Raw genomic sequence first — 26094 nt, forward strand, 5'->3', positions numbered from 1 at the left:
CGCCCTTCCGGCAGGGCAATACAAAGCCTCGGGCTCAATGCCCGCAATTATTCTAACATAAATCGCTCAGTATTGAAAATTTCGTCCTGTCCGGCTCTGTCAAAGAGCTTGCAGGGCGTTTTTAAGCGCTTATAAGGCTCTAAATTTGTTTACAGAAGAATCAGGTTTCGCTCAGCTTTTTTGTGCAGGTTTGCCTCTGCTCTGGTCTGCGGCGTGTTCTGCGGGCTCGAATTTTGCGAAAATCATCCTGCCTGCGGAGGTCTGCAGCGAGCTTGTAACGATAGCCGGCACTGTCTCGCCGATCATATCGCTGGTTTCTTCCACTACCACCATCGTTCCGTCTTCGAGGTATCCGATGCCCTGTTTGCGTTCTTCGCCCTTCTTTATTATCCGAACCTTCAGCGGCTCGCCCGGAAGAACAACTGGCTTGATGGCCTTCGCGATGTCGTTTATGTTCACCACATCCACCTGACGCACCATCGCCACCTTACCGAGGTTGTAGTCTGTAGTAACGAGGCGTCCGTCGCAGTTTTTGGTGAAGGCAACGAGCTTCTGATCTACAGGAGCGTGGAATTCGATTCCCGGAGGAGGGGTATCATCGATGTTTATCTCCACAACCGGCTCGGACTGAAGCTGGGCTATCATATCCAGCCCCCTTCTGCCTCTTGTCCGCTTGAGTTTATCGGGGGAATCCGAGAGCAGCTGGAGCTCGTTGAGTATAAACCGAGGCACGATAAACGGAGCATCGAAAACCTTTGTCTGTGCGAGCTCGAAGATCCTTCCGTCAACTATCACAGATGAATCCAGCACCAGCGGCCTAACGCCCTTTGTCTGACGTGAAAACTCCACATACGGAATCACAAACCGAACATCATCCTTGGTACGCATCACGATGCTTATCGTAAGGTAGCAGATGCAGATGCTTACAATCCAGCGGGTTGTCCCGAGCGCCTGCTCGTTCATCCCGATATTGTAAAGGTCGTTAACCGTTGAAATTACAGGCGTGATTGCTGAGCTTATCAGCATACCCACAAGAAGCCCGAAGAATATGCTCGTAAGCGAGGAGAGGTGTTTTTTGGGGGTAAGCCAGTCTATAACTATAACAACAATAGCCAGTATCATTGCAAGGAAATAGCCTGTAAGAAGCTTTGGCTGATTGAGAACACCTGTTTCCTGAGCATTATCTATTGCGAGGAACAAAACAGCAAGGATTATAGTAAAGAAAAGACCGCGAATAAAGTAAAGAAGCATTTAGAAACTCCCAGCGAAGAAATAATATAAAGTTATTAAATAAAATGCGGTTAAATTCTACCCCCACGGCTTGATAACGTCAAACAAATTCCCCCTTCTGAAAACCTTAGCGGTTTTCAGTTATCCAAAGCTCAAACAGAACCGCAGCTGAAATCAGCTGTCTAAATCTATCGGCTCGTAATCAGGGTGCTTGGCTCTTTCTACCTCTTCGTGGTATGCCTTTAATATCGCATCCTGTATTTTGTCTCTGCATTCAGAGTTTATAGGGTGCGCGATATCGGCATGGAGCTTCGACCTTCCGGCAGAATCTTTCTTTGTTCTGTCTTCTTGAAGCTTCTTTCCGCAGCCGCTGCAGAATCTTGCACGCAGGCTGTTTTTAGCGCCGCAGTCAGGACAATGATCGCTCATCTTTCTTGAAGGCATTGCAACAAACAATCCGCTGCTGCCTTCGATGATCTTTATGTCCCTAACGACAAACTCCCCTTCCATTGTAATAGAACAAAAGGCCTTCAGCCTCTCATCCTTGTTTTCAACCAACTTTACGCGAACTTCGCTGATTTCCATAGTTCCACCTCGTAGTTTTTACCAACTGTTGGAAGACACTAACCTGCTGCCGCCAAGGGCAGAGTAGTTTTTGATTTTCGCATTTTTTTTGTAATTTTCAAGTTTATTTATGGTAAAAAAGCGGTAAAACGCAGATCCGCTCCCGCTGAGAGCAAGTTTTTCGCCATTATTCTGCATTTCGGCAAATTCTTCCGCCTCGGGAAAGGCCTTAAAGCAGGCTCTCTCAAGCATATTTATTCCGAGGCGGCAGATCTTTTCCGCATAACCCTGCTTCAGGGCATAATTAACTTCTGACAGTTTTTCTTCGTATTCTTTTTCCGAATGTTTGTATTTTGAGTACACTTTTGCGGTAGAGCAGGTGAAATCGGGCACAAAAATCTGAAAAACAATATCTGAAAGCGGCAAATCAACCGCCTGCACCTTCTCGCCTCTGCCTGTGCATCTGGCGGCAGGGCTTGCCTGCAGGAAAAACGGTATATCGCTGCCGAGTTTGCAGGCAGCAGAATGTTTGAACTCGCTGGAGAGATTGAGGCTGAAGAAGCTGTCGATCCCGTCGATGGCTGCTGCGCAGTCGCTGGATGCGCTGCCAAGGCCTGTGCCTGCGGGGATATTCTTTGTGAGTGTGATTTTCAGATTCGGCTCGCTCAGGCCAAGCTCGCTGAAGATCAGCTTTCCTGCCTTTAGTACGAGGTTGGATTCGTCCTCCGGAGCCCAGAATCTACCTCTGCATTCAAGCTCAATTCCGGGCGAGGAGCCCTCCTCGAGGCGAAGCGAATCATACCAGCTCACTTTCGTCATAAGCGTGTCTATCTCGTGAAAGCCGTCTGAACGCTTTCCTGCAATAAGCAGAAACAGATTAAGCTTTGCAGGCGCATTAACCACAAGACAGCTGCCTTGGTACTCATATTTTTCCTTATGGGGCATGGGCTCCATATTATTCCCTTTTGCTTTAATCTAAAGGCTTTGGAGCTATTCTATTTCCAGCTTCATGCCTGCAAAGCCCTGCTGAACTTCGCAGTTCAGGTTGTTTTTCAGGTATTCAGCGGCATAATCGCCTGTGCAGTGGCAGGGGACAAGGCATTTGATGTCCATCTGGCTTAAGTCTTCAACTGTCCCCCTGAGCCTCTCTTGGCCTGCATGTACGAGGTGCATTCCTCCAACAACAGTGTCTATCTTAGTTTTTTCGGATATGTCCTGTATTCTGCGGATAGTATTAACTATTCCCGAATGGCAGCAGCCAAGAACAATCACAAGGCCGCGGGGAGTTTCCGCCCAAAGAGAAATATCATCTTCCAGCTCGTCGATATATCTGCCTTCACGATCTAAGAAGAAATTTCCGCCTGTGTCTTCGAAGGCGGTTATTCTGGGTACAGTTCCTGTGAGGTTTATTCCGCCCGGGATTGTCAGGGGCTGTTCATACCAGATTTTTCTCTCTGTGGGCAGATTCTCTATCGCCTTCTTAATTTCCTCCTGCACAGCCACCGAGTGTGCACCGAGGGTTTTGAGGCTGTATCTGGCCTTGAGCAGGCCTTCATGGCAGTAGAGCTTTGCTTTTTCTGCTCTTTTGAGCACATAACCGAGCCCGCCTGTATGGTCATAATGGCCGTGGCTGAGAACTATGTAATCAATGGAGGATAAATCAACCCCAAGATTATCTGCATTCTCTGCCAGAAGCTCAGTCTGCCCTGCATCAAAGAGCACCTTCGAGCCTCCGGCCTCTAAAAACATAGACAGGCCGTGTTCGGAGCCTAATCCTTCTGCTGAATTATTGTCCACAAGTATCGTAATTTTCATAAAAGTTCCTCTTTCAGCTTTCTTGGTTTGAACAGATTATAACAAAACCGCCAATCAAACCAATCCTTTAAAAACAAAGCCGCCGGCAAGCTATGCAAGCCGGCAGCTCTGCGCAATTAGGGGAAACATTTGGATGATAAACCGAATCAGTTATTAAACCATAAGTTTAATGATCGCATAAATTTGAGCCTGTTGTAAGTGTGTTCTCAAGGTATGCCTTTACAACGTTCTCAGGCGTATCAGATTCGGCACCTACTATCACCTCAATATTGTTATCATTAAAAAGTTTCTGCGCTCTCTGCCCCATGCCCCCGGCAATTATCAAATCAGCTCCAAGGTCGTGAAGCCATTTCGGCAGAACTCCCGGTTCGTGGGGCGGCGGCTGGGTGTATTCAGTTTCTTTTATCTCTCTTGAATTTTCATCCGCCTCCACAAGAGCAAAGCTCTGGCAATGTCCAAAGTGAAGACTCAGTTTTCCGTTTACAACGGGCAGTGCTATTTTCATTTATTCGATCCTTAAAATTTCAGGTTATCTCTGTTACAGCTTTTTGGTAATTAAGTATTGCTTCTTTCAGTGCGGCGATTGCATTTTCTGTGCATCCAGCGGCTGTTTTTAAGTCTGCATAATCTTTCAGCTCGTTTTGACTGAATGAGTATGCCCTGCTGAGCTTCATTCCCTCTGCGATCTCAGCAAGAGCCGAACACGAAAGCATACATTCTTTACTGTTGCTAGTTATGAAGGCTGCCTGGACGATTTGTTCATTTTGAACATTTATCCAGAACTCTGCAAATCCCCCATCGCTTGAATAGACTCTTGCATTTCCCGAGGCGTTTTTCAGCGGGCCGAAATTATGCGGGACAGTCTTGGATTTTATTTTAGTATCTGTGAACACAATTTCCCCCAAATTTCTTTAATGTTAGTTTTCAGCTCTTCGCTTCCGCTCTCTATAACGCTTTTTCCCTGAACCTGAGCAGCTGTAATCTCTTTTGTGTACGGCACTTTCCCAACGAAATGACATCCGCTTTCTTCCGCTATTTTCTCAATCTGCTTTGTGTTTTCAGGGTTTAGGTCCCATTTATTCACGCATATAAACGTTGGCACATCAAAGTGTTTGGTTAGGCTTCTAACCCGCTCGAGGTCGTGTATGCCGGACATCGTAGGCTCTGTTACCACAAGAACTGCGTCTGTGCCGGTGATCGAGGCTATCACGGGGCAGCCTGTCCCTGGAGGCCCGTCAACCACGATAAGCTCGGAATTCTGCTCCTGGGCGAGCTTTCTGGCCTCTTCCCGAACCACGCTCACCAGTTTGCCCGAGTTTTCAGCAGCTATACCCAGCTTTGCATGCACCATCGGGCCGAATCTTGTATCTGAGATGAACCACTGTCCGCAGCTGCTCTCGGGGAAATCAACAGCATCGGCAGGGCATATCTCAACGCACACCCCGCATCCCTCGCACATCGAACTGTCCACGCGGTACTGCCCAACATCGACTCTGTTTATTGCATCGAAGCGGCATTTCTGCCAGCAAGCACCGCATCCGAGGCACTTATCCTCATCGATTATCGCCTCATTGCCCGAGATAAAATCTGTTGTCTGTTTTACATTCGGCTCAAGGATCAGGTGCAGATCGGCAGCATCAACATCGCAGTCTGCAAGTACGGATTTCTCCGCAAGGGCTGCAAACGAGCTTGTAAGGCTTGTTTTGCCGGTTCCGCCTTTTCCGCTTATCACTACCAGCTCTTTCATCTGCTCACCTCCGCTGCTGTCTGTTCTATCTCGCTGATAAGCCCTTTGAGCCTGTCTTCAAGCCCCGGAACAGAATCGGCCATATCCGCTCCCTTTGAATACGCCTCTGCAAGCTCTCTTGACTCGGGGATCTCGAGCAGGAGATTTATCCCTTCGTTTGTGCAGTAATCCACAACGCGGCCGTCTCCGCTGTCTGAGCGGTTTATCACTACGCCGAACGGGATTCCCAGCTCCCGCACAGTTTCCACTGCGAGGATAAGGTCGTTGAGCCCGAAGGGGGTTGGCTCGGTTACGAGGATTACAAAATCCGCCCCCTGAACAGCTGTAATCATAGGGCAGGAGTTCCCGGGCGGGCAGTCTATAATATTCAGGGCATCTTCTCTGGAGTATTTCTTCACTTCCCTTATAACAGGCGGCGCCATCGCGTTTCCGATATCCAGAAGCCCTTCTGCTGTGCTGATTTTGCCTGCCTCGCCGACGGCTATCGAGCCGGCCTTCCTGCCAACTTCCGTTATCGCCTTGGCCGGACAAACCATCTCGCAGCCTCCGCACCCGTGGCAGAGCTCGGGGAAAACGATCGGTTTTCCGCCCGCTATTGCTATTGCATTGAAGTTGCAGAATTCTGCGCACTTCCCGCACCCGTCGCAGCGGTCTTCATCCACCTGCGGAACGGGAGTTTTAACGGTTGCGTAATTTACGATCTCGGGCTTTAGGAATATATTGCCGTTCGGCTCCTCGACATCGCAGTCTAAATAAACCGACGGGCCTTCATAAGCCCTTGCCAAAGATACCGACAGCGTTGTCTTGCCGGTTCCGCCTTTTCCTGATGCTACAGCTAAACGCATTGCTCCTGGCTGCCTTTCTTAATTAACTCTCTGGATGTAACTATCCAATTGCCGTATTCAAGTCCATACTTATCAGCAATCACGCTGCACTTAACCTGAAAGAGAAAATACACGTTCCTTTCGCATTCGTTCAGGGTCTCGAAGTTTCCCTGTCCTTTGGAAATCACCACATCAGCCCTGCTGTATATATTGAGAAACTCCTCACTGCATGCTGAGAGCACCGTGCCCGGGATGTCTGCCCCGTTTGGGACTATCCTTGCAACCTTTTCAATGCCTGCCTCGCGGGCTTCCAGCTCGGTGGCATCATTGATTATGGGCGAGCCTTTCACGGCATAGCTCACCTCTGCACTTCCGGGAAACTGCTCTATCAGGAGCTTATCGAAAACAGTCTCTCCTGCATTATCTCCCAGAATCAGCACTTCGCCTGCCTGCTCGATATCTGCATACAGAATGTCAACCGCTTCAGAATCCAGAGGCTGATACTGAACCTTGTCAAAAGAGGCCTCGATTACGCTCTCATCCCAGTCTGAACGTGCACCGAAATCAAGGATATTGCCTGCAATCGCAAAGCGTATCGCTGTTTCGAAAGGCCTTTCGCTGCCTGCAATGAGCCCTTCTGCCTTCCCTGCCACCTCTTTTGCGTGGAGGGTGGATTTTTCCTTGAGCTTTTTGTACGGGTCCGGGCTGGCGGTTTCCTCACGCACTATTCTGTGGACAATCTGAGCCATCTCGGGGGGAGTGAGCTCGAGGCTGAAATCCGATGCTGCCAGCAGAACGCGTTTTAGAATATGCTCGATAGTTTTCTCATCGCAGCCTATCATTCTGCCGGCATCGAGTGCCTGACGCACAAAACAGGGTATGCAGTCCAGTGAAGTTTTCATCAGATCCAGTGTCCTTCCACATCTGCCCGAGAGGCTTTAGCAAGCTTTCCGGTTTTGAAAAGGTCTATCGCTTCTTCGACAGTTTGAGCCTGAGTTGTGTAAACCTCAACGCCTGCCTGCGAGAGCACATGAAATGCCTTCGGTCCGCAGTGGCCTGTTATAACCGCCTGCACACCCGAATCAGCGACATTCTGCGCCGCTTGAACGCCTGCTCCCTGAGCTGCACTCAAGTTTTGTGTATTGTCTTTATATTCAAGGCTGTGTGTTTCAGTGTCGTAGATTAGAAATCCTGCGGCTCTGCCGAACCTGCGGTCAACCGCACTGCTGTATGTTTTACCGTTTGCTGTGATTGCTGCTTTCATTTCGATTTCCTGTCCAAATGTTCTCTTAATTGCTTTTATAAGAGAATCAGGCCCTCCGGCAGGGGCACCGGAGAACCTAACCTCTGTTATATAGAAAGGGTAAACCGATTTATCTAAACCGTGGATCGGCTATTTGAGCGATTCGAGCCTCTTTTCAATTTGGCTCATCTGCTCTTTCAGCTGGCTTAAATTATCTTCTAAAACCTGCTTCTCAGTTTCCGAGTCCAACTGAGGCTGGCCGTAGGCAGGGGCGTTGTATGCGCCATAGGGCGGAGCCTGTTGCGCCCCGCGTCCGAAGCCGAAGCCTCTGCCGAAACCCCTGCCGAGGCCGCGTCCGCCGCCTCTGAATCCAAAACCGAAACCGTTCATAAATCCCGGTACAGGGCTGCCTGTGCAGTATCCAGCTGCTCTTCCTGTCATTGGCCCGAGTCCTGCTGGGCCTGTTCTGTCTCCTCTTGGCATAATAAACTCTCCTTTCGTAAAGTTTTAATTCAAAAGTCCTGTCTTCTTTGATTAAGCCCTTTTCCAGCTTTGCCTTTGCGTCTTCGCCGGCCGCCTCTTCTGCCGCGGCAGCCGGGCATGGCAAAGCTTGCTGCGGTGAGGCTGTTACTCAGCCAGCCCGAGAGCACCTGCTCCACATCGCCGGCTATAAATCCCATAACCTCCATCCCGCTGCTGAGGGCAAATTCCTGGACAGGCCGAGATATTGCTCCGCAAATCAAGCTCTCTACTCCTATTTCCGCAAGGAACGATACCTTTTCAAAGGGGCTGGTTCCCGGCAGAATCACCTCGGTTCTTGAAAGTTCACCGCCTTCTGGCGGAACGTCAACTATTACCGCTTTGCCGGCGGCATCAAATACCGGAGCAATCCGGCCTGCCCATATTGTAATTGCTAATTTCATACCGCTTTTGTTTAATCAAGAGGCGTGCCAAAAGGGCAAAAAAATGCAATAAATTTTGTAAAGCATTAAATGCCAGAACCTTATAGAAAGCTGTCTTGTGATGTTTCATTTTCTTATTGAGGCTTGAACGGCGCAATAATGCAACGTTGCTGCACCGGCATAGTTGCAACAATGCAACTAATTTATTCTATCCCGAGCCTGCTGAGCTTACGGTAGAGTGTGGTTTTGTGTATGCCGAGCTCTTTAGCAGCGGCGGTTTTGTTTCCGTTGTTTCTTTTGATAGCAGAGATGATGGCGTTTTTCTCGCTTTGGTCTGTCTGCATGCGAATGGATCTGCCCTCTGCCCTTTCTTCTGTTTTTCCAAATATACCCTCAGGCAGGTGCGAGAGGGAAATTCTTTTGGTTCCGCATAAAACAAACGCCCTTTCGATAGTGTTCTCGAGCTCTCGTACGTTCCCGGGCCAGCTGTAATTCAGGAATGCCGAATACACCTCCGGCGTAATTCCGGGCACTTCCCTGCCGTAGAGACAGTTGTACTTCTCCACAAAATGATCAGCGAGCAGAGGAATATCTTCCTTTCTGTCTCTAAGTGGCGGGAGGCTGAGGGTTATCACGTTGATTCGGTAGTAGAGGTCTTGTCGAAAGCTGCCCCTTTCCACGAGTTTTGAGAGGTCCTGATTTGTGGCTGCTATAACTCGCGCCCTGGTTTTTTCGGTTTGATTGCTTCCGAGCGGTTCGTAGCAGCGTTCCTGCAGAACGCGCAGGAGCCGAACCTGCATAGCGGGGCTTACCTCCCCTATCTCATCGAGGAAGATAGTTCCCTGCCCGGCAGCTGCGAAACGTCCGGGTTTGTCGGTATCTGCGCCGGTGAACGCACCTTTCTTATAGCCGAAAAGCTCGGATTCAAGCAGAGAATCGGGCAGAGCTCCGCAGTTTACAGCGACAAACGGGGATTTGCTGCGCGGCCCCATCTCGTGGATCGCCTTGGCGAGAACCTCTTTGCCCGAGCCGGTTTCCCCTGCGATCAGAACCGTGCTGGGGCTTCCTGCCACTGCCCTTGCAAGCTCCATTACTGAGCACATCGAGCTGCTGTGGCTGATGAAGCCGCCAAGGCTGCACTTGCCCTTCAGCTCACTGCGCAGGGTTTCAATCTCGCTTAGATCGCGGAAGGTTTCAGCACCGCCGATTATTTTGCCGTTCTCATCACGCAAAACAGCCGTTGACACGCTAACGGGGATGCGGTTTCCCTCTGCGTCAACTATATATCCTGTGCGGTTTATCAGTGGTTTGCCGGTTTCGAGGGTTTCTCGAAGTGCGCACTGCGCCTCGCACATATTCGAGCGGAATACATCCCAGCAGAAACTCCCTACCGCATCCTCTCGGGATATTCCGGTTATCTGCTCAGCAGCGCGGTTGAATGAGCATACCAGCCAGTTCAGGTCAACCGTGAAAACCCCGTCGGAGATGCTGTCTAATACGGCATCGCCGCAGGCGGTGAAGGCTGGTTTGCGTTTTGAGTTGTCCATGTTACAGCTTGGGATTCCTTAAAGCCCGGCCGAGATTCAGCATTCGGCGCTGATAAGCTCGGGAAGCTCATTAAGAGAATTTATCACCCTTGCGTTTTCCGGGATCTTTTTGCCCTCATTGGTATGAGCTTTCTTGAGCACAGGGAGCATCCCGCAACCTATCGACCCGGCTATATCAGTTTCGACCTTATCGCCCACAAACACAATCTCGCTGAAATCAGCTCCAATTTTATCTGCGGCCGATTCGAATATTCGTTTGTCCGGTTTCCGGAATTTGTAGTTGCACGAGTAAACCCGTACGGGGAAATGCTTTAAGATATTTAGTTCTCTGAGGTGATGGTCGAGAGCTTCTGCGCCTGCGTATGTATTGGATACTATCCCAAGGCTCAGCCCCATTTTTTCGAGCTTGGTTATTGTTTCGCGGAAATTTTTTTCTATATGACCGATTTCCATAAGCGGGCTGTACCATATACGAAGCAGCTCGAGCCACTGCTGCTGGCTGAGCTGATGGCCGAATTTCCTGCCGGTTTTCTTCAATACATCCATCGCATCGAAATCGTTGCCCGTTATATCAGACCAGATCAGCTTGAGCTTGATGGTAATCAGGATTCGCCTGATATAATTCTTCATCGACGGAAGCCTCTGGCCGAGACTGGATAGATACTGGTAGCTCTCGCCGCAGGCCTTCTTGATAAGCGCTTTCTGGTCGAACGGGCCGAAGTTTACTATCGTATCTCCAAAATCAAATAAAACCGCTCTGTATTTCACCTATTCACCTGAATCTTAATTTTATTTCAGCTCTTAATTCTTTCCGATTTTACCCCGCAAAGCGGGTGAGAAAACCGGAAAATCGTTTCTTCTTCCCGCCGCTGGAGATGCTTTCACTGCTTCTATTATATTTTTTTCGCCTTCTGCTTCAATAACCCTTATTCAGCCAGCACTGCTAAAGTGGGCGACAATATTTTCCGGCAGGGCTTTGCAGACCCGGGGATGAACTCCTTCGCCCACTACTCATTTGGAGCTGTATGCCAGTGGATCTATGAAACGATAGGCGGAATCAAAACCGGCGGGAATGCCTTCAGGAAAATAATCATTCAGCCAAAACCAGGAGGAAATCTCGACTGGGCAAAAACTTCATACCGCTCAATCAGAGGAGAGATTAAAACCGAATGGAAAATCGAGGACGGAAAGTTCATTCTTGATGTGGTGATCCCCGCAAACACAGCAGCAGATGTGTATCTGCCAACCGAAAACATTGAAAGTATTAGGCAGAACGGCCATAGAATCGAAAACGCAGAACCCGCTCAGGAAGCGGCGATTGTTCATATCGGCTCGGGCAAATACCGCTTTGAATCGAGAATATAAACGCGCTTAAGCCTATGATTTGAATATGCCGGCGAAGCCAGGAAAGGAGCGGAGCACTTGGCCCCGCTCTCTTTGGTTATTGCATTTGCTGAGTGATTACTGAGCGGCTTCTTCGAGGCTAACCTGCATAATATCGGCAAGTTTATCGGCGATAGCAGTATTTTCGTAGTAGCCGTCGAATTTCCACTGTCCAGAACCTAAAGCCATTACCGGTACCGGAACTGCGGTGTGGCTGTATGAAGTCCATGCCAGACCGGCATTGCGGTTCATAATGTGAGTTACTGCAACTCTGAGCGGGTCGTAGTAGCCGTAGAGCTTCCAGTTTTCGCTGCTGTCCGGAACAGCATTTCCGCCCATTGTCTCATCGTAAGCATCCTCGAGCTGAGCTCTGTCGAAATCTGATACCGCGTCGTAGTCGAGGCCGAAGGCGTTTTCGATTTTGTCTTTGATATCCTGATTCATATCTACAGAGTTATCCCAAGGGTCCTGTCCGTAAACAGACTTGTGGTCTGCCAGCGGGCCTGCTACAAACGCATCGCAAGACATTGTCTGATTCTCGAATACTTCGTAGAAGGTGTCGTAGCCTGTTCCTGCAGCGCCGAGGGTCATACCGCCGCATTCGTGGTCGCCTGAAACAACGATGAGCGTCTCATCTGGGTGTTCGAGATAAAAATCGTAGGCCTCTGCTACTGCATTATCGAAAGCGATTGTATCTTCGATAGCGGTAACAGCGTCGTTGGCGTGGCATGCCCAGTCGATCTTCCCGCCTTCAACCATCAGGAAGAAGCCGTTTGAATTTTCAAGAAGCCTGATGCCTTCTGATGTGTAATCTGCGATAGAGGCATCTGCGGGGTCTCTGTCTATATCATACGGAAGTGCCCAAGACCCGTCGATGTAGTCTTTGCTGTAAGCGAATACCTTCTCGCCAGGCGCAGCAGCTTCAAGCTCAGCCTTATTCTCGCAAACTGTGTAGCCGTTGTCGATAGCGTGCTGAATTGGGCAGTTTGAAGGGGCTGCTGAAGGCTTCCCAGGTGCATAGTGACGGCTGCCGTTCTTTGTCCTCTCACCTTTCATTCCGCCGCCGCCGAAGTAGTCGAAGCCGGAATCTGAGAGCTGATTGGCGATGTCCCAGTAGTTGCCGCGGTAGCCGTTGTGAGCATAGTAGCAGGCAGGTGTTGCATGGTCGATTGATACGCTTGAAACGATACCAACCTTCATGCCCTTGTCCTTGGCTGCTTCAGCAATAGTAACGTAGTCGATTGTGCGTTCGGGGTCCATGCTGATTGTGTTGATGGTTGTCTTGTGTCCGCAGGAGAATGCTGTAGCAGAGGCGGCAGAACCGGTGATGAAGCGGTTGTCTGCGTAAGTTCTCTGCATACCCATCACAGGAAACTGGCTCATTGTTAGAAGCTCTGAACCAGCAGTTCCAAGGCTTGATGCACCCAGATCGTTGTCTGGATCGTCCGCCTGCAATTTCTGCTTGAGGTAAGCTTCTGTTGCGTGAATCTGAGGGCTTGCCATACCATCACCGAGGAAAAAGAAAACATACTTCGGTCCTTCATCTTCACCAAGCCAGCTTGAAGCCATCTGCGAAAGGTCTTCGTTGTTTACAACGCCGTCCTTGTTCGCATCGGCCTGAACTTTGTAGGTCGAAGAAGGAGTGCTTGCAGCGAATACCGCTGCACTTGCTGCTGCGAGCAGCAAAAGAGATTTTTTGATAAGATTCATTTAAGAAACTCCATAAATAAAAGTAAAGAAAAGTTAGACACGTACAAGCCTGCACCCTGCAGGCCTCAAAAGAGTAGAATAGATATATTTGTTTGTGGAGTTTTACTGTGAAATTTGGTTTTGGATAGTTGGAGGTTAGTCTATTTTTGGTTTTCATTCAGCAAAGAATTTGTTTTTGGTTAGCCTGCGAATATAGAGCTTCTAAGAGGCGTTAGGCGGGAGTGCAAATTATTTTACGGTTAGATGTGTGTGAATATTAGCCTAAATTATAAAAGCAGAAATGCTGATAAAAGGATAGAACAGTTTTATCTCGCCTCGATTTTTTATTCAATGATTCCCGCGGATCGCGCAATTTGTGTTTTACTTTACCACGAAACGCACGAAACACACGAAGGGAATATTTTTTTGATTTAATCAAAGAAGTTTGGCAGGTAAAGAATGACACTGATTTATGCCGTATCGAAATTTAATTTTCCACAGATGGCACGGATGGCACAGATGTTTTTATGAGTGTAAAAGCTTGCGATAAAACAATTTATATCAAAATCCTTCGCACCCTTCGAGCACTTCGCAGTTTTAAAAAGAATTATTCACAACGAAGGAGCCATCTTAGCGGAAATTAGTGAAGATTAGCGGCGAGTGGCAAGTGGCGAGTGGCAAGTGGCAAGTGGCGAGCGGCAAGTGGCAAAATCATAAGCGAAAAATCTCTTCTAAAAGAATGCCTAGCGGGTCCGCCACGGCGAACTCCGCTGTAATATGAAGAGTCTATTCGTTGTGTCGGCTTAGCGGGCGGCTTGTGATGCGCCGCTGTAATATGAAAAATCATCCCGCAACGCAATAAGCCGGCGGCACACAGCGGTGGCACGCAAGTGCCCCGCCAAGATAGCGAAACGTGAAGAGCCGGCGGTAAACGAAAAATCTTTTCTAAAAGAATGCCTAGCGGGTCCGCCACGGCGAACTCCGCTGTAATATGAAGAGTCTATTCGTTGTGTCGGCTTAGCGGGCGGCTTGTGCCGCACCGCTGTAATATGAAAAACTTTACCCTTATCATTGCCTTGAACTTTAAAAATTCTGTCTAAAAATATCCCCTTAGTGCTTCTTAGCGTTTCTCAGCGGCTGAAATATCTCAGCGCTGCTCGTGGTTTAAAGCAATTACAAAAATTCTTCGCGCCCCTCGCGGTTTAAAAAAATTACCCGCCGAAAAATCCTGTCAATTCTCACCCCGAGCTATGCATTGTTTGCGCTGCGGTGTTGGTGCTGTCTGCTATAATATTGAATATTCGGTATGAAACGCAAATTCCCGCAGATTAGCAGAATAGTTATAAAACAAAACTCAATTCTGAAAGACGAGTCATTTTAACACTATATAATTGAAGCATAATCAATTATTACGGAGATTAAAATGAGTGTTGCAATACTAAAAAAGCAAAGCAAGATCATAGAAAGCACACTAAAAGCCTTTCAGGCCGGCAGACGCGTGAAGGCCCCGCTTGCGGGCTTCCCTGGCTGCGATTTAGCCGGCTACAGCATCAAGGTTGCCCAGCAGAATCCTGCCGCACATTACGAGTGCATAAGAGCGATTTACGAGAGGTTCAATCCAGACGTATCGTTTATGATGATGGATTTATCTGCAGAGGCTAATGCCCTCGGTATCCCTGTACGTTTCCCCAAAAATGAATCTGCAACAGTTGAGGAGCATCCGATCTCCAGTGCAGAGGATCTTGAGGCGCTCCGCAAAATAGATATTACAGAGGATTCCCGCATAAGCGGCTATTTAAAGGCTGTGGAGCTGATTTCCTCCAAGCTCGAGAGCCTCTGCTGCGCATATATGGCAGGCCCGATCACCCTTGCAGGTTTGCTTTCCGGGGCTGAGAAGGTGGCGATGGATGCGGTTTTGGAGCCTGAGAAATTCAAGGCTCTTGCGGAATTTTCTGCGCAGGTACTTGAAGACTATGCTTCTGCTCTCTGCGATGCGGGCGCGGATGCTGTTTGCATATTGGAGCCTACGGGTGTAATTTTCGGGCCGAATGAATTTCAGGCCTACAGTGCTGAGTATGTAAAGCGCATAAATCAAGTGTGCAGGAAAAAGGGTGTGGAAACGATCTACCACATCTGCGGGAATTCAATGCATCTGATTGAAAGTATGAGCGGTGCGGGTGTATCGGCTCTCAGCCTTGATTCTCCTGATACCGGCGTTGACTTGCACCTTGCTGCGGAGAAAGCTGGCGAGGATGTGGTGATTATAGGAGATATTAATCCTGTTGCGGTTATGAAGGATTCATCAGCTCAAGAGGTTTATAATGCCACAACCCAGCTATTGTATAAGATGAAAGACGTACCGAATTTCATCCTCAGCACAGGCTGCGATCTCCCGCCTGGAACGCCCCCCGAGAATATAGAAGCATTTATGAAAGCTGAAAGAGATTTCAAAGGCTGAAAAAGTTTAACGAACGACTTTTGCTCTCCTTCGGGAGCAAAACGAAGAGCGGAGCGCGGTGTTCCGCTCTTTTTCATTTCAGGCCAAATTTATTCCTTGTGGGATCTCATCTTAGAGTTTAATAAACGATCACGCTGATTTTGTTCCAAGCGCAGGAGGGTTATTGCTTTCTGTCTTGCCTGTGCGGGCCGAAGCTCAAAGGGAATAAAAGGGCGTTAGTTTTCTGTTTAGCATTCAAAAAACTTGACTTTTCGAGCTTGTTAGAGATACTCGAGAGATTAGCAAAATCGTTGAATTTTTGTTTTTATCTTACTTAAAACCCTAATTAAACAGGCAAAAGCAGTATGAAAGCATCTGATATGAAAAAAGGTATGTCCATAACGATGGACGGCGAGCTTTATATAATCCTCGATTACCAGCACGTAAAGCTGGGCAAGGGGGGTGCTGTGTATCAGACCAAGCTTAAAAATCTCACCGACGGCGGCACGCGAGAGGTTCGTCTTCGTGCAGAGGAGGATATCGAACAGGCATATTTAGACAAGCGCAAGTACGAATATCTTTACTCCACAGGCACTGAGCACGTTCTAATGGATACAGAGACCTTCGAGCAGATCTCGCTCGATGACGATCAGTTCGGCGACGGGACGAAATACCTCAAAGGCAACGAGGAGCTTCAGGTTTGCATGTATCAGAACAAGCCGGTTCTGATAGACCTTCCCAACACCGTTGACCTCGAGGTAACCGAAACAGCCCCTTACATCAAAGGGGCCACTGCTACCAACCAGAACAAGCCGGCAAAGCTTGAAACCGGCATAAGCGTAATGGTTCCGCCATTTGTTAAAAACGGCGAGAAGATTCGAGTTGATACGCGCACTAACGAATATGTTACCAGAGTGAAGGAATAAGCTGCTGAAACTGCAATGTTTTCGCAGAATACTGCTCGCGGCCTGCATTTGCCGGCCGTTACCGGCAGATAATATTATTACAGAAAGGCAGTAATGTTTTCACGCTTTTCAAAAATGCTTGTAAATCTTTTCGGCTCGCGAAATGAACGAGTCGTTAAAAACTACATGAAAACTGCGCTGATGGCCGGAGAGTATGAACAGCAGATGGAGCAGCTTTCCGACGAGCAGTTTAAGGAAAAAACTCAGCAGTTCCGCGAGGCTATAGCGGGCGGGACAGACCCCGAAGAGCTTCTTCCGGAGGCGTTTGCTGTAGTTCGAGAGGCAGCCAAGCGCAAGATCAATATGCGTCATTACGATGTTCAGCTTGTAGGCGGTAACGTGCTTTTCGAGGGCAAGATTGCCGAGATGGCCACTGGTGAGGGTAAAACGCTCGTCGCCACGCTTGCGTGCTATCTGATGTGTCTTACCGGCAGGAAGGTGCATATAATTACGGTAAACGACTACCTTGCCAAGCGTGATGCTGAATGGATGAGGCCGGTTTATGAAACTCTCGGGCTCACTGTTGGCGCTATTCAGGCGGATATGGACCCTGGCGGTGCCCAGCGCAAGGAGCAGTATTCCAAAGACATAACCTACGGAACAAACAACGAATTCGGCTTTGATTATCTTCGAGATAATATGAAGGTAAGCGCAGAGCAGCTCGTTCAGGGCAGGCTTGATTTCGCTCTGATTGACGAGGTGGATTCGATCCTGATTGACGAGGCGAGAACTCCTCTGATTATCAGCGGGCCGGCGCATGATGATGTTACCAGATACAAGAAGGCCGATTCGGTGGTAAGGGAGCTTATGAGGCTTCAGGGCGGCTACAACAAGATTCAGGTTCAGATCGACAAGCTCGAGAAGGATATTGCAAACGCAAAGGGTATTTCCTCGGATTCGGCTTCCTCTCAGGAGCAGAAGCAGAAGGCGGAAAAAGATATTCAGGCAGCAGAGCAGAAGAAGCTCGAGCTGGAATCGGAGCTTGAAAGACATACACAGTATTACGAAGTTGAATACGACAAGAAATCCGTACACCTCACCCACGAGGGTATTGGTGCTGCGCAGGATATAGCGAATGTGGGCTCGTTCTATGTTGGCTCGAATATGGACTGGCCGCACCTTCTCGAACAGGGGCTCAGGGCGCATGTATGCTTTGAGCGTGAGAAGGATTATGTGGTAATGGACGGAAAGGTTGTGATCGTTGATGAGTTTACAGGCCGTCTTATGCACGGAAGGCAGTGGTCAGACGGTCTCCATCAGGCAGTTGAGGCGAAAGAGGGCGTTAAGATCAAGGAAGAGAGCCAGACACTGGCCACAATCACCCTGCAGAACTTCTTCAAGCTCTACGACAAGCTTGCCGGCATGACCGGTACTGCAATGACCGAGGCGCAGGAGTTTCTCGAGATATACGGGCTGGATGTTGTGTCAATACCCACAAACGAGCCCTGCATACGCGACGACAGGGACGATGTGATATACAAGACCATGCCCGAGAAATTCAATGCGATTGTCGAGGAGATCAAACGCGAGAGCGAAAAGGGCAGGCCGGTTCTTGTTGGTACTGTGAGCATTGAGAAATCCGAGGCGATTTCCAATGCATTGAAGCGTAAATACGGCGTTGAGCATGAAGTTCTCAACGCAAAGCAGCATGCGAGAGAGGCCTCTATTGTTGAAAAGGCCGGCCAGCAGCATAAAGGTCGCGACGGGAAGATGTGGGGCAATGTTACCATCGCCACGAATATGGCCGGACGAGGTACCGACATCAAGCTCGGCGAGGGCGTGGCCGATGCCGGAGGCCTGCATATTGTGGGCACTGAAAGGCACGAATCAAGACGAATCGACAATCAGCTCCGCGGACGTTCCGGAAGGCAGGGAGACAACGGCTCGAGCCAGTTCTTCCTTTCGTTTGATGATGAGCTGCTCTCTGTTTTCGCAGGCGACTGGACAATAAAAGCGCTCACCAAAACAGGCTGGGAAGAGGGCGAGCCGATATACCACAAATGGATCACCAACGGTATTGAAAAGGCTCAGAAGAAGGTAGAGGAAAAGAACTACGAGATAAGAAAATCGCTTCTGGATTATGATGAAGTGATGGATTATCAGAGACGGGAATTCTATACAAGAAGAAAGAATGTATTAAAGGGCATAGGACTTCGCAGGATCATCGAGGAGATGATGGAAAACGTTGTTGCCGATGCCTGCAATACGATACTCGCTGAGGATTACCCGAAAAACTGCATCGTTGAATGGCTTCGCGTGAATCTGGGAGTGGATGTTGAGCCCGGGCAGATTAAGGCAAATTCCACGCCCGAAGAGATCGAAGAGCTGGCAAAAGAGAAGGCCAGAAAGAATATTGAGAACGATATCTCAATAACCATGGGCGAGTATATCGAAGACTCTTCGGATAAATCCACTTGGAAGCTCGATAAGCTGAGCAAATGGCTTATGAGCACCTACAGCGCAAATGTTCCGCTCTCAAAGCTTCGCAAGATGGAAGCCGATGAGATCGAGCAGACAGCAGTGGAAGCGGCAGCGGGTCAGCTGGAAAAGAAAGACTGCAGCAAGCTTGCAGAATTCCTCAAAGAGGGTTTCGCTGAACGCGTGTTCACCGATACGGTTTCTGCGAGGTTTGATATAAAGATCGACGCTGAAAAGATTAAGGGCAGCGAGCCCGGCGAGGTTCGTGATTATGTCCTCAAGCTTGTGTATGATAAGTACGACCAGCGGGAGATCGAATATCCTGTTGAATATGCTTTGAGCATGACATACTCCGGCGATTCAGCGAACGTTTACCAGTTCGACAGTCTCGCCAAATGGGCAAAGCATAAGTACAACGTAGACTTAAACCCGAGCGAGCTTCAAGATATGAGCTTCCATCAGGTGGAAGAAAAGCTCATGGGAATAGCCCGGGAGAACACGCCTGAGAAAGTGCTCGCTGAGGTGGATGAAAAGATAGAAAGCCTTGGCGCAGAGGATGCGATAAAATGGTCCGGGCAGAGATTCGGCTTCAATCTTGAGGCGGAAAAAGCCCCGAAGACCGCCGAAGAGCTCAGATCTCAGGTTCACGAATTTATGCGCAGAGAGCTCAGCAGGCTCGAGAGATACGTTCTTCTTCAGGTGTTTGATGCGGCTTGGAAAGACCACCTCTACTCAATGGACAGGCTCAAGGAAAGCGTATCGCTTAGAAGATTTGCCGAGAAAGACCCTCGCATTGAATACAAGCACGAGGGCTACCGGATGTTCAATGATATGTTAGAATCTATTGAAAACCGCGTAACCGATACGGTGTTCAAGCTTAGACTCGAGGCGAACGCAAAAACGAGAAACGTTTACGGCAGCCAGCAGAGCGAGGTGCACCAGCAGGCCGACCAGTTTGCACAGAATGAGAAGCAGAGGGAGGCCGGCCAGGCGCCGAAGGCTTCACCGAAGCAGATTGTGAATAAATCGCCGAAAGTGGGCAGGAACGACCCGTGCCCCTGCGGCAGCGGAAAGAAATACAAAAAATGCTGCGGTAAAAATAAGTAGGAGCATTAAATGAAAATATGTATTCCGGTATTGATAATATCGATTCTGATTTCTGCCCATGCAGAAACGCTGGTGCTTGAAGATACCGGCTGGCAGCCGGCAGATAAGGCTCTAAGCGAAGTGCAGCTAAGCCTTGCGGAGATTTGCCGTCTTGCGGAGAATCAGGATAAAGACCGGCTCAGCGAAAAGCTGGAAGAATTTGAAACCGGCAATCCCGAGCTCTCTGGAGATGCTTGGGAGGCGTTTGCAGAGGCCGAGATGATCTATGCCCAGAGGGATGTGGAAGAGGCTGCAGAGAAGTTTTACGAAGTGCTGGATAATTATCCCATGAGCGAATTCTATCAGCCGGCGATGGAGGGTTTGTATCAGTGCGGAAAGCTCTATCTCTCGGGCAGGAAGAAAACGTTTCTTATGGTATTCAAGCTCAAGGCATACGACGAGGGCGAAGAGATTATGCGTTCGATTGCCGAGAGGGCGGGCAATGCCCCTATCGCTAAGAGAGCGTTTTACACCCTTGCAGAGAGCTATGAGAAGCGCGAAAAATACCTCGAGTCATACAACATCTGGGTTGAAATCGCCACGCGCTGGCCTACCGGCGAGGAAGGTCTGAAATCGCTTTACGAGATGGGCAAGAATATGCATCAGGCATACAACGGCCCGAAATACGACAGCTCCTCTCTCAAGAGCGCAGAGGGCTACTACGGGCAGTTCAAAAAACGCTATCCTTCAGAGGCCAAACTCAGGGATATAAGCGAAAAGATCGACCTCACTCAAGAACAGCAGGCATACAAGCAGTACAGAATCGCCATGCATTACTACCGTGTGGAAGACTACCGTACAGCCTTGGTTTATTTGGAATCTTTCCAAGAGGACTGGCCGGATTCACAGTATTTTCAAGAGGTTGAGAAAACTGCCTCGCAATGCAGGAAAGAGCTGGAAAAGCTTAAGGATAAACCGCGTATCAGGCCGGTAGATAAGAATATCTTCTGGAGGTTCGCTCATTTCTTTGATTTTGATGTCAAATAAGAGGGCTTGTAAAATGAAATGTGCTAAATTAATCACACTGCTCACTGCTGCTGCCGGCGTTTTGATTATTTCGGGCTGTTCGGGATACACCCAGGGCTTTCCTTATCCCGAAAAGGTGCAGACTGTATGCGTGGAGATGTTTGAGTCCAAGAGCTTTCGCAGGGGGTACGAATTTGAGCTTACCGAAGCTCTCTGCAAACAGATTGAGGCGCAGACCCCATACAAGATCGTTTCCGACCGCTCTCGGGCAGACAGCCTTATTTACGGGGAGATTGAATCAATCTCCCAGACCGTTTTGAATACAGACAGCGAAACAGGGCTTCCTATCCAAAGAGAGCTCGCTGTTAATGCTGTGTTTACTTGGAAGAATCTTATAACCGGAAAGATGTACGCAAATAACAAAAAGATAAAGTCTGCCGGCACGTACGCGGACGGGCAGGAAGTTGAACTGGCAGGGAAGGTGGCTGTGAACAAGGCTGCCGAAAAAATAGTAGAAGCTATGCAGTTGGAATGGTAAAAGCTCTAAAACTGCCGGGGCTCTTTACTCAGCTGGTTAAAAATATACAAAAAGGATTAGTTATTTATGGCAGAAGATAATAACAGCAATAAAGATAAACAGAAAAACAGTATTCCAAAGGTTCCGGGCGGGGGTAAGTTCAAGAAGCCTAACCCGATGGGTTGGCTTTTTATTTTTTCGGTGATGCTTTTGATAATAAGCTCTTTCGGCAAGCTCACCCCGACCGACTCAATAAAATACAGCGAGTTTGAGAGACTGGTAAATCAGGGTTATGTGAGAAACGTAGAAATCGGTACAGGTTCTGTAACGATTGAAGGCGAGCTCACTGATGCAGGCGTTCAGGCGAGGAAAAGAGAAAACCCGAACGCTGCGAACCGCTTTAAGACGCAGTATTCTCCGGAAATCCTTCAGGACACCAAAGAGCTTCTCGCAGAGAAGCAGGTTGACTATAAATTCGTTGCAGACGGTTTTTGGGTAACGTTCCTTATTCAGGTAGCCCCGTTTTTGATTATCATCGCCCTTTTCTACTTCATCTTCGCAAGGAATATGAAAAGCGGCGCAGGCGGTATGCTGATGAACTTCGGAAGAAGCAAGGCAAGGCTTATGGGCGATGAGCAGAAGAAGGTTACCTTCAAGGATGTTGCTGGTATCGATGAGGCCAAGGATGAGGTAGCCGAAACGATTGAATTTCTCAAGAACCCTAAGCGCTTTATGAAGATAGGCGGAAGGATCCCCCGAGGCATTCTTCTTGAGGGCCCTCCGGGCTGCGGAAAAACGCTTCTGGCAAAGTCTATAGCAGGCGAGGCGGATGTCCCGTTCTACAGCATCAGCGGATCGGATTTCGTTGAGATGTTTGTGGGCGTTGGAGCGAGCAGGGTGCGCGATTTGTTCAAGCAGTCTAAGGAGAACGCCCCGTGCATTATCTTCCTTGATGAAATTGATGCTATCGGAAAGAAAAGAGGCCCGGGCGTAGCAAGCGGCGGGCACGACGAAAGGGAGCAGACCCTGAATGCAATTCTCGTTGAGATGGACGGATTCGAATCCACCGATCAGGTGATAGTGATCGCTGCTACAAACAGGGTTGATGTGCTCGACCACGCCCTGATTAGGCCGGGCAGATTCGACAGACAGATTTATGTCCCGTTCCCCGATATCAAGGGAAGGCTCGAGATACTGAAGGTGCATTCAAAGAAAATCAAGATGAGCCAAAAGGTTAATCTCGAGGTGATCGCACGAGGCACGCCGATGTTCAGCGGAGCTGAGCTTGAGGCGCTTATCAACGAGGCCGCTATCGGGGCAACAATGGCAAACAAGAATTACGTTGAACAGGACGATCTCGAAGAGGCGCGCGATAAGGTGCGCTGGGGAAGGGCTAAGAGAAGCCGCGTAATAGATAAAAAGGAAAAAGAGCTCACCGCCTACCACGAGGCGGGGCATACGCTTATCCAGAGTATGCTGGAAGATGCAGACCCCCTGCACAAGGTGAGCATTATCCCGCGAGGCCCCTACGGCGGAGCAACGTTCTCGCTGCCTGAGAAGGAGCGGATGACATTCTCCTCGAAATACTGCTACGCATTTATCAAGATATGCTTCGGCGGAAGGATAGCTGAGGACATATTTTTTGATGATGTAACAAGCGGGGCACAGAACGACATCAAACAGGCAACAATGATGGTTCAACATATGGTAACCGACTGGGGGATGAGCGACAAGATAGGAATGGTTAATTTCAGCGGGGATAACGACCAGAAGATGTTCGGCGGGAGAAAGCTGGACTGCTCGGAGAAGACATCCGAGGTGATCGATGCGGAAGTTAAGCGGATTATAGACAGCTGCTACAATGAGGCCTATCAGCTTATACAAGACAACAAGGACAAGATAAAAGGGATTGCAAACGCCCTTCTGAAATATGAAACGCTCGATGCTGAAGAGGTTAAAACTATTCTCGAGGGCGGCGAGCTCACCAGACCTACAGTTTCCGATTTGGTAGAGGCGGAGAAGAATAAATCCTCTGAACTGAACACCCTCTTTGATGATGACGAAGATTCGCTCTACGATGACGAAGACGAGATAGACCTTGAAGACGACGAGGACGAAGACGATCTCTACTGGGACATCGATGAAGATGAGGATTTTGAAAACAGAGGCGAGGATCAGGACTCTCAAGACAGCAGCGATGATGATAAAAGTAAAGATTAGTTCTTAAAAAAAACAATCTGCAGAAATACGCGAGGCGGGGAAATGAAAAGATATTTTGCTGTTTTGCTTTTGCTCCTTAGCGGCGCAATTGCTCAGTCGGTCGATGTAATCAGCTATCAGGGCTACACAAGCAGGGCTGGAGCTGAGCTTGTCCAAGGCTCTCAGGGCACTCTTGCTGTTCAAGTTGAGTTTGAAGGCGATGAATACATTCATTACTACGCAGACGAAAATACCGCTCCGGGCGGCTTAACACTTTCTGTTGCGCTTGCCGGCCCCGAGCTCTCAGCAGGCGGAGCTGTTTATCCCGAAACGAGCCTGTATATGGATAAGCAGGGCAAGAGCTATGAGGTTTATGAGGGCGATTTTTCCATCTATCTGCCCGTCAAAGAGAAGGCTGCAAACGCCGGCGTGGATGTAATAATCAAAGGGATCGGCTGCGCAGGGGACACCTGCCTTCCTCCTTTCGAAAAAACAATCTCAGCAGAGCCCTCGGATAATCCGCAAACGCTCGATAAAGCCTTAACAGGCGAAAGGGGCTCAAAGCAAACTGAAACCGAAGCGGAAGAACCTGCGCAGAAGGCCGAGCCGTTTGAGCTTGGCGAGTTTCTTTTGTACTGCCTTTTGGCACTCGCAGCGGGGCTGAGCTTCAATGTTATGCCGTGCGTTTGGCCTGTGCTGCCGATTGCAGTGCAGAGGCTGGTTAATTTCGCAGGCCACGGCAGAAAGAAACTCTTCGAGCAGGGGCTTGCGTATTCTTTGGGCATAATATCATTCTTTGCGATCTTCGCTGCTGCCGGGATAATAATCAAGCTCACAACGGGCAATGCCCTGAACTGGTCTGAGCATTTGCGGTATCCGCCTGTGCTTGTAACCACGGGGATGCTTCTTATAGTATTTGCGTTGTTTATGTTTGATGTGCTTTCTTTTGCTGTTCCTTCCTCGCTCTCAGGGGGCGGGCAGAAAAGCTCCGGCGGAGATCTTGCCGGCACAACCGTAATGGGATTTTTCGCTGCCCTTCTCAGCACGCCCTGCAGCGGTGCGATTCTTGCAGCGGTTTTCCTCTGGGCGCAAACGCAGACCCTCGCAGTAAGCACGGTGATAATCCTGCTTCTCGGCGTTGGAATGGCAATACCGTACTTCCTGCTTGTAAACTTCCCCGCTCTTCTCGAAAAGCTGCCCAAGCCCGGGGCCTGGATGGAAAAATTCAGAAACGCAATGGGTTTCCTTCTGCTTTTTATCGCCGTGAAGCTGCTCGTCTCGCTCAACGCAGAGATGCTTTCCAAAGCGCTTACTTATGCAGTTATTCTGAGCTTTGCGGTTTGGATGTTCGGAAGCTGGGTAAACTTTACCACACCGAAGCGGAAAAAGATGATTGTCCGCGGGATAGCGGCCTTGATAGCAGCTGTTCCTGCGTTTATGATTTTCTCCTCAGGCGATAAGCTCATAGACTGGCAGCCCTACAGCACAGCCAAGATTCAGCAGAAGACAGAACAGCAAACGCCGGTGCTGATAAAATTTACCGCTGACTGGTGCACGAACTGCCATATTCTCGACAGTCAGGTGTTTCAGGATGAGAAAATTGCATCAGCCCTCGAAGAGAAAAACGTATATCCTGTCCTCGCAGATACAACGCTCAGCTCAAACCCAGCTACGGAAGCGCTGAAAGAGGAGTTTGGAGAATCAGGAAACGTTCCGCTTACGGTGGTTATCTCGCCGGACGGAGAAAGAACCAAGCTTAGAGGAATTTACAGTAAGAAGGAGCTGCTGGAAGTGTTGAACAATTTCAGCAAACAGCAAGATGGATAATAGCGGTAATAATAAAATACTGAATGAAGAAACATGGCGCATTTTCCGAATAATGGCGGAATTCGTAGAGGGCTTTGAGGAGATGAGCAGAACTGGGCCGGCAGTTTCAGTTTTCGGCTCGGCAAGGGCAGACGCCGGCAATGAATACTATCAGCTCGCAGAGCAGACATCAGCTATGCTCGCAAAGGCAGGATTCACAGTGATTACAGGCGGAGGCGGCGGGATTATGGAGGCCGCAAACAAAGGCGCCTTCGAGGCCGGAGGCGAAACGATAGGCCTGAATATTGAGCTCCCGCACGAGCAGAAGCCGAATGAGTATCTAACGCGAGGCTTGAGCTTCCGTTATTTCTTCTGCAGGAAGGTTATGTTCCTCAAATACGCAAACGGGTTCGTTGTTTTCCCAGGCGGCTTCGGAACTATGGACGAGGTGTTCGAATCTCTCGTGCTTATACAGACATACAAACAGGCATACTTCCCTGTGGTGCTTATGGGCAAAGATTTCTGGCAGGATATGCTCGACTGGATGATAGAGAAAATGTGCAAAGCGCACGAATTTATAACGCCGGAAGATATAGACTTTATAGACCTCACCGACGACCCGCAGGAAACTCTGGATATCCTCCTGAAATTCCACAGAAGACACGGGACAGGCCCCCTCCAGCCTATAAAGTAATC

At 49.1% G+C, this 26094-nt stretch carries 24 protein-coding genes; 9 read left to right on the forward strand and 15 right to left on the reverse strand.

Annotated elements, in window-relative coordinates; genetic code table 11:
- Positions 1-171: 171 nt before the first annotated feature.
- The 14 genes from L21SP3_RS09160 to L21SP3_RS09225 all read right to left on the reverse strand — a co-directional run bounded on the left by L21SP3_RS09160 (position 172) and on the right by L21SP3_RS09225 (position 10640).
- Positions 172-1251: a PIN/TRAM domain-containing protein gene (locus tag L21SP3_RS09160; RefSeq protein ID WP_077540827.1), complete on the reverse strand. Its 1080-nt coding sequence runs from the start codon at positions 1249-1251 to the stop codon at positions 172-174.
- A gap of 153 nt (positions 1252-1404) precedes the next feature.
- Positions 1405-1815, reverse strand: a complete 411-nt coding sequence (locus L21SP3_RS09165; protein WP_077540829.1) for a SpoVG family protein — start codon at positions 1813-1815, stop codon at positions 1405-1407.
- Positions 1816-1833: 18 nt separating this feature from the next.
- On the reverse strand, positions 1834-2739 hold the full coding sequence (gene ispE / locus L21SP3_RS09170; RefSeq protein WP_161488164.1) for a 4-(cytidine 5'-diphospho)-2-C-methyl-D-erythritol kinase: 906 nt from the start codon (positions 2737-2739) through the stop codon (positions 1834-1836).
- A gap of 45 nt (positions 2740-2784) precedes the next feature.
- Positions 2785-3609, reverse strand: a complete 825-nt coding sequence (locus tag L21SP3_RS09175) for an MBL fold metallo-hydrolase (RefSeq protein WP_077540833.1) — start codon at positions 3607-3609, stop codon at positions 2785-2787.
- Between the two features lie 166 nt (positions 3610-3775).
- A complete protein-coding gene (locus L21SP3_RS09180; protein ID WP_077540835.1) occupies positions 3776-4114 on the reverse strand; it encodes a NifB/NifX family molybdenum-iron cluster-binding protein in 339 nt (112 codons plus the stop codon).
- 19 nt (positions 4115-4133) lie between these two features.
- Complete coding sequence (locus tag L21SP3_RS09185; RefSeq protein ID WP_161488165.1) at positions 4134-4502, reverse strand: iron-sulfur cluster assembly scaffold protein; 369 nt, start codon at positions 4500-4502, stop codon at positions 4134-4136.
- On the reverse strand, positions 4481-5356 hold the full coding sequence (locus L21SP3_RS09190) for an ATP-binding protein (RefSeq protein WP_077540839.1): 876 nt from the start codon (positions 5354-5356) through the stop codon (positions 4481-4483). Before L21SP3_RS09190 ends, L21SP3_RS09185 begins: the two co-directional genes overlap by 22 nt.
- Positions 5353-6201, reverse strand: coding sequence for an ATP-binding protein (locus L21SP3_RS09195; protein WP_077540841.1), 849 nt, complete (start codon positions 6199-6201; stop codon positions 5353-5355). The genes L21SP3_RS09190 and L21SP3_RS09195 overlap by 4 nt, the downstream gene beginning before the upstream one ends.
- Positions 6192-7082 carry a damage-control phosphatase ARMT1 family protein gene (locus tag L21SP3_RS09200; protein ID WP_077540843.1) on the reverse strand — a complete coding sequence of 297 codons (891 nt, stop codon included), beginning with the start codon at positions 7080-7082 and terminating at the stop codon, positions 6192-6194. Before L21SP3_RS09200 ends, L21SP3_RS09195 begins: the two co-directional genes overlap by 10 nt.
- Positions 7082-7444: a NifB/NifX family molybdenum-iron cluster-binding protein gene (locus L21SP3_RS09205; RefSeq protein WP_077540844.1), complete on the reverse strand. Its 363-nt coding sequence runs from the start codon at positions 7442-7444 to the stop codon at positions 7082-7084. The genes L21SP3_RS09200 and L21SP3_RS09205 overlap by 1 nt, the downstream gene beginning before the upstream one ends.
- 129 nt (positions 7445-7573) lie before the next feature.
- Complete coding sequence (locus L21SP3_RS09210; RefSeq protein ID WP_077540846.1) at positions 7574-7906, reverse strand: DUF5320 domain-containing protein; 333 nt, start codon at positions 7904-7906, stop codon at positions 7574-7576.
- A gap of 29 nt (positions 7907-7935) precedes the next feature.
- Positions 7936-8346: a NifB/NifX family molybdenum-iron cluster-binding protein gene (locus tag L21SP3_RS09215; protein WP_077540848.1), complete on the reverse strand. Its 411-nt coding sequence runs from the start codon at positions 8344-8346 to the stop codon at positions 7936-7938.
- Positions 8347-8528: 182 nt separating this feature from the next.
- Complete coding sequence (locus L21SP3_RS09220) at positions 8529-9872, reverse strand: sigma-54 interaction domain-containing protein (protein ID WP_077540850.1); 1344 nt, start codon at positions 9870-9872, stop codon at positions 8529-8531.
- Positions 9873-9908: 36 nt separating this feature from the next.
- The gene (locus L21SP3_RS09225) at positions 9909-10640 is read right to left on the reverse strand and encodes an HAD family hydrolase (protein WP_077540852.1); all 732 of its coding nucleotides are present in this window, start codon (positions 10638-10640) and stop codon (positions 9909-9911) included.
- A 180-nt stretch (positions 10641-10820) separates the two neighbouring features.
- On the opposite strand from L21SP3_RS09225, the gene L21SP3_RS09230 reads away from it, so the two are divergent.
- On the forward strand, positions 10821-11237 hold the full coding sequence (locus L21SP3_RS09230) for an alpha-L-rhamnosidase C-terminal domain-containing protein (RefSeq protein WP_077540854.1): 417 nt from the start codon (positions 10821-10823) through the stop codon (positions 11235-11237).
- A gap of 96 nt (positions 11238-11333) precedes the next feature.
- Here L21SP3_RS09230 and L21SP3_RS09235 read toward each other — a convergent pair whose 3' ends face one another.
- Positions 11334-12965: an alkaline phosphatase gene (locus tag L21SP3_RS09235; protein ID WP_077540856.1), complete on the reverse strand. Its 1632-nt coding sequence runs from the start codon at positions 12963-12965 to the stop codon at positions 11334-11336.
- A 1402-nt stretch (positions 12966-14367) separates the two neighbouring features.
- On the opposite strand from L21SP3_RS09235, the gene L21SP3_RS09240 reads away from it, so the two are divergent.
- The 8 genes from L21SP3_RS09240 (at position 14368) to L21SP3_RS09275 (ending at position 26092) form a co-directional block, all read left to right on the forward strand.
- A complete protein-coding gene (locus tag L21SP3_RS09240; RefSeq protein ID WP_077540858.1) occupies positions 14368-15402 on the forward strand; it encodes a uroporphyrinogen decarboxylase family protein in 1035 nt (344 codons plus the stop codon).
- A 344-nt stretch (positions 15403-15746) separates the two neighbouring features.
- Positions 15747-16307, forward strand: coding sequence for an elongation factor P (efp, locus tag L21SP3_RS09245; RefSeq protein ID WP_077540860.1), 561 nt, complete (start codon positions 15747-15749; stop codon positions 16305-16307).
- Between the two features lie 93 nt (positions 16308-16400).
- Complete coding sequence (secA, locus tag L21SP3_RS12305) at positions 16401-19871, forward strand: preprotein translocase subunit SecA (protein ID WP_077540862.1); 3471 nt, start codon at positions 16401-16403, stop codon at positions 19869-19871.
- Positions 19872-19880: 9 nt separating this feature from the next.
- Entirely contained in the window at positions 19881-20897 is a 1017-nt protein-coding gene (locus L21SP3_RS09255; RefSeq protein WP_077540864.1) for an outer membrane protein assembly factor BamD, read from the forward strand.
- 13 nt (positions 20898-20910) lie between these two features.
- A complete protein-coding gene (gene lptE / locus L21SP3_RS09260; protein ID WP_161488166.1) occupies positions 20911-21414 on the forward strand; it encodes an LPS assembly lipoprotein LptE in 504 nt (167 codons plus the stop codon).
- Positions 21415-21480: 66 nt separating this feature from the next.
- The gene (ftsH, locus tag L21SP3_RS09265; protein WP_077540868.1) at positions 21481-23613 is read left to right on the forward strand and encodes an ATP-dependent zinc metalloprotease FtsH; all 2133 of its coding nucleotides are present in this window, start codon (positions 21481-21483) and stop codon (positions 23611-23613) included.
- A gap of 42 nt (positions 23614-23655) precedes the next feature.
- Entirely contained in the window at positions 23656-25419 is a 1764-nt protein-coding gene (locus tag L21SP3_RS09270; RefSeq protein ID WP_077540870.1) for a protein-disulfide reductase DsbD family protein, read from the forward strand.
- On the forward strand, positions 25412-26092 hold the full coding sequence (locus L21SP3_RS09275; RefSeq protein ID WP_077540872.1) for an LOG family protein: 681 nt from the start codon (positions 25412-25414) through the stop codon (positions 26090-26092). The genes L21SP3_RS09270 and L21SP3_RS09275 overlap by 8 nt, the downstream gene beginning before the upstream one ends.
- Positions 26093-26094: the final 2 nt, after the last annotated feature.

The sequence above is a fragment of the Sedimentisphaera cyanobacteriorum genome, assembly GCF_001997385.1.
GTDB classification, from domain to species: domain Bacteria; phylum Planctomycetota; class Phycisphaerae; order Sedimentisphaerales; family Sedimentisphaeraceae; genus Sedimentisphaera; species Sedimentisphaera cyanobacteriorum.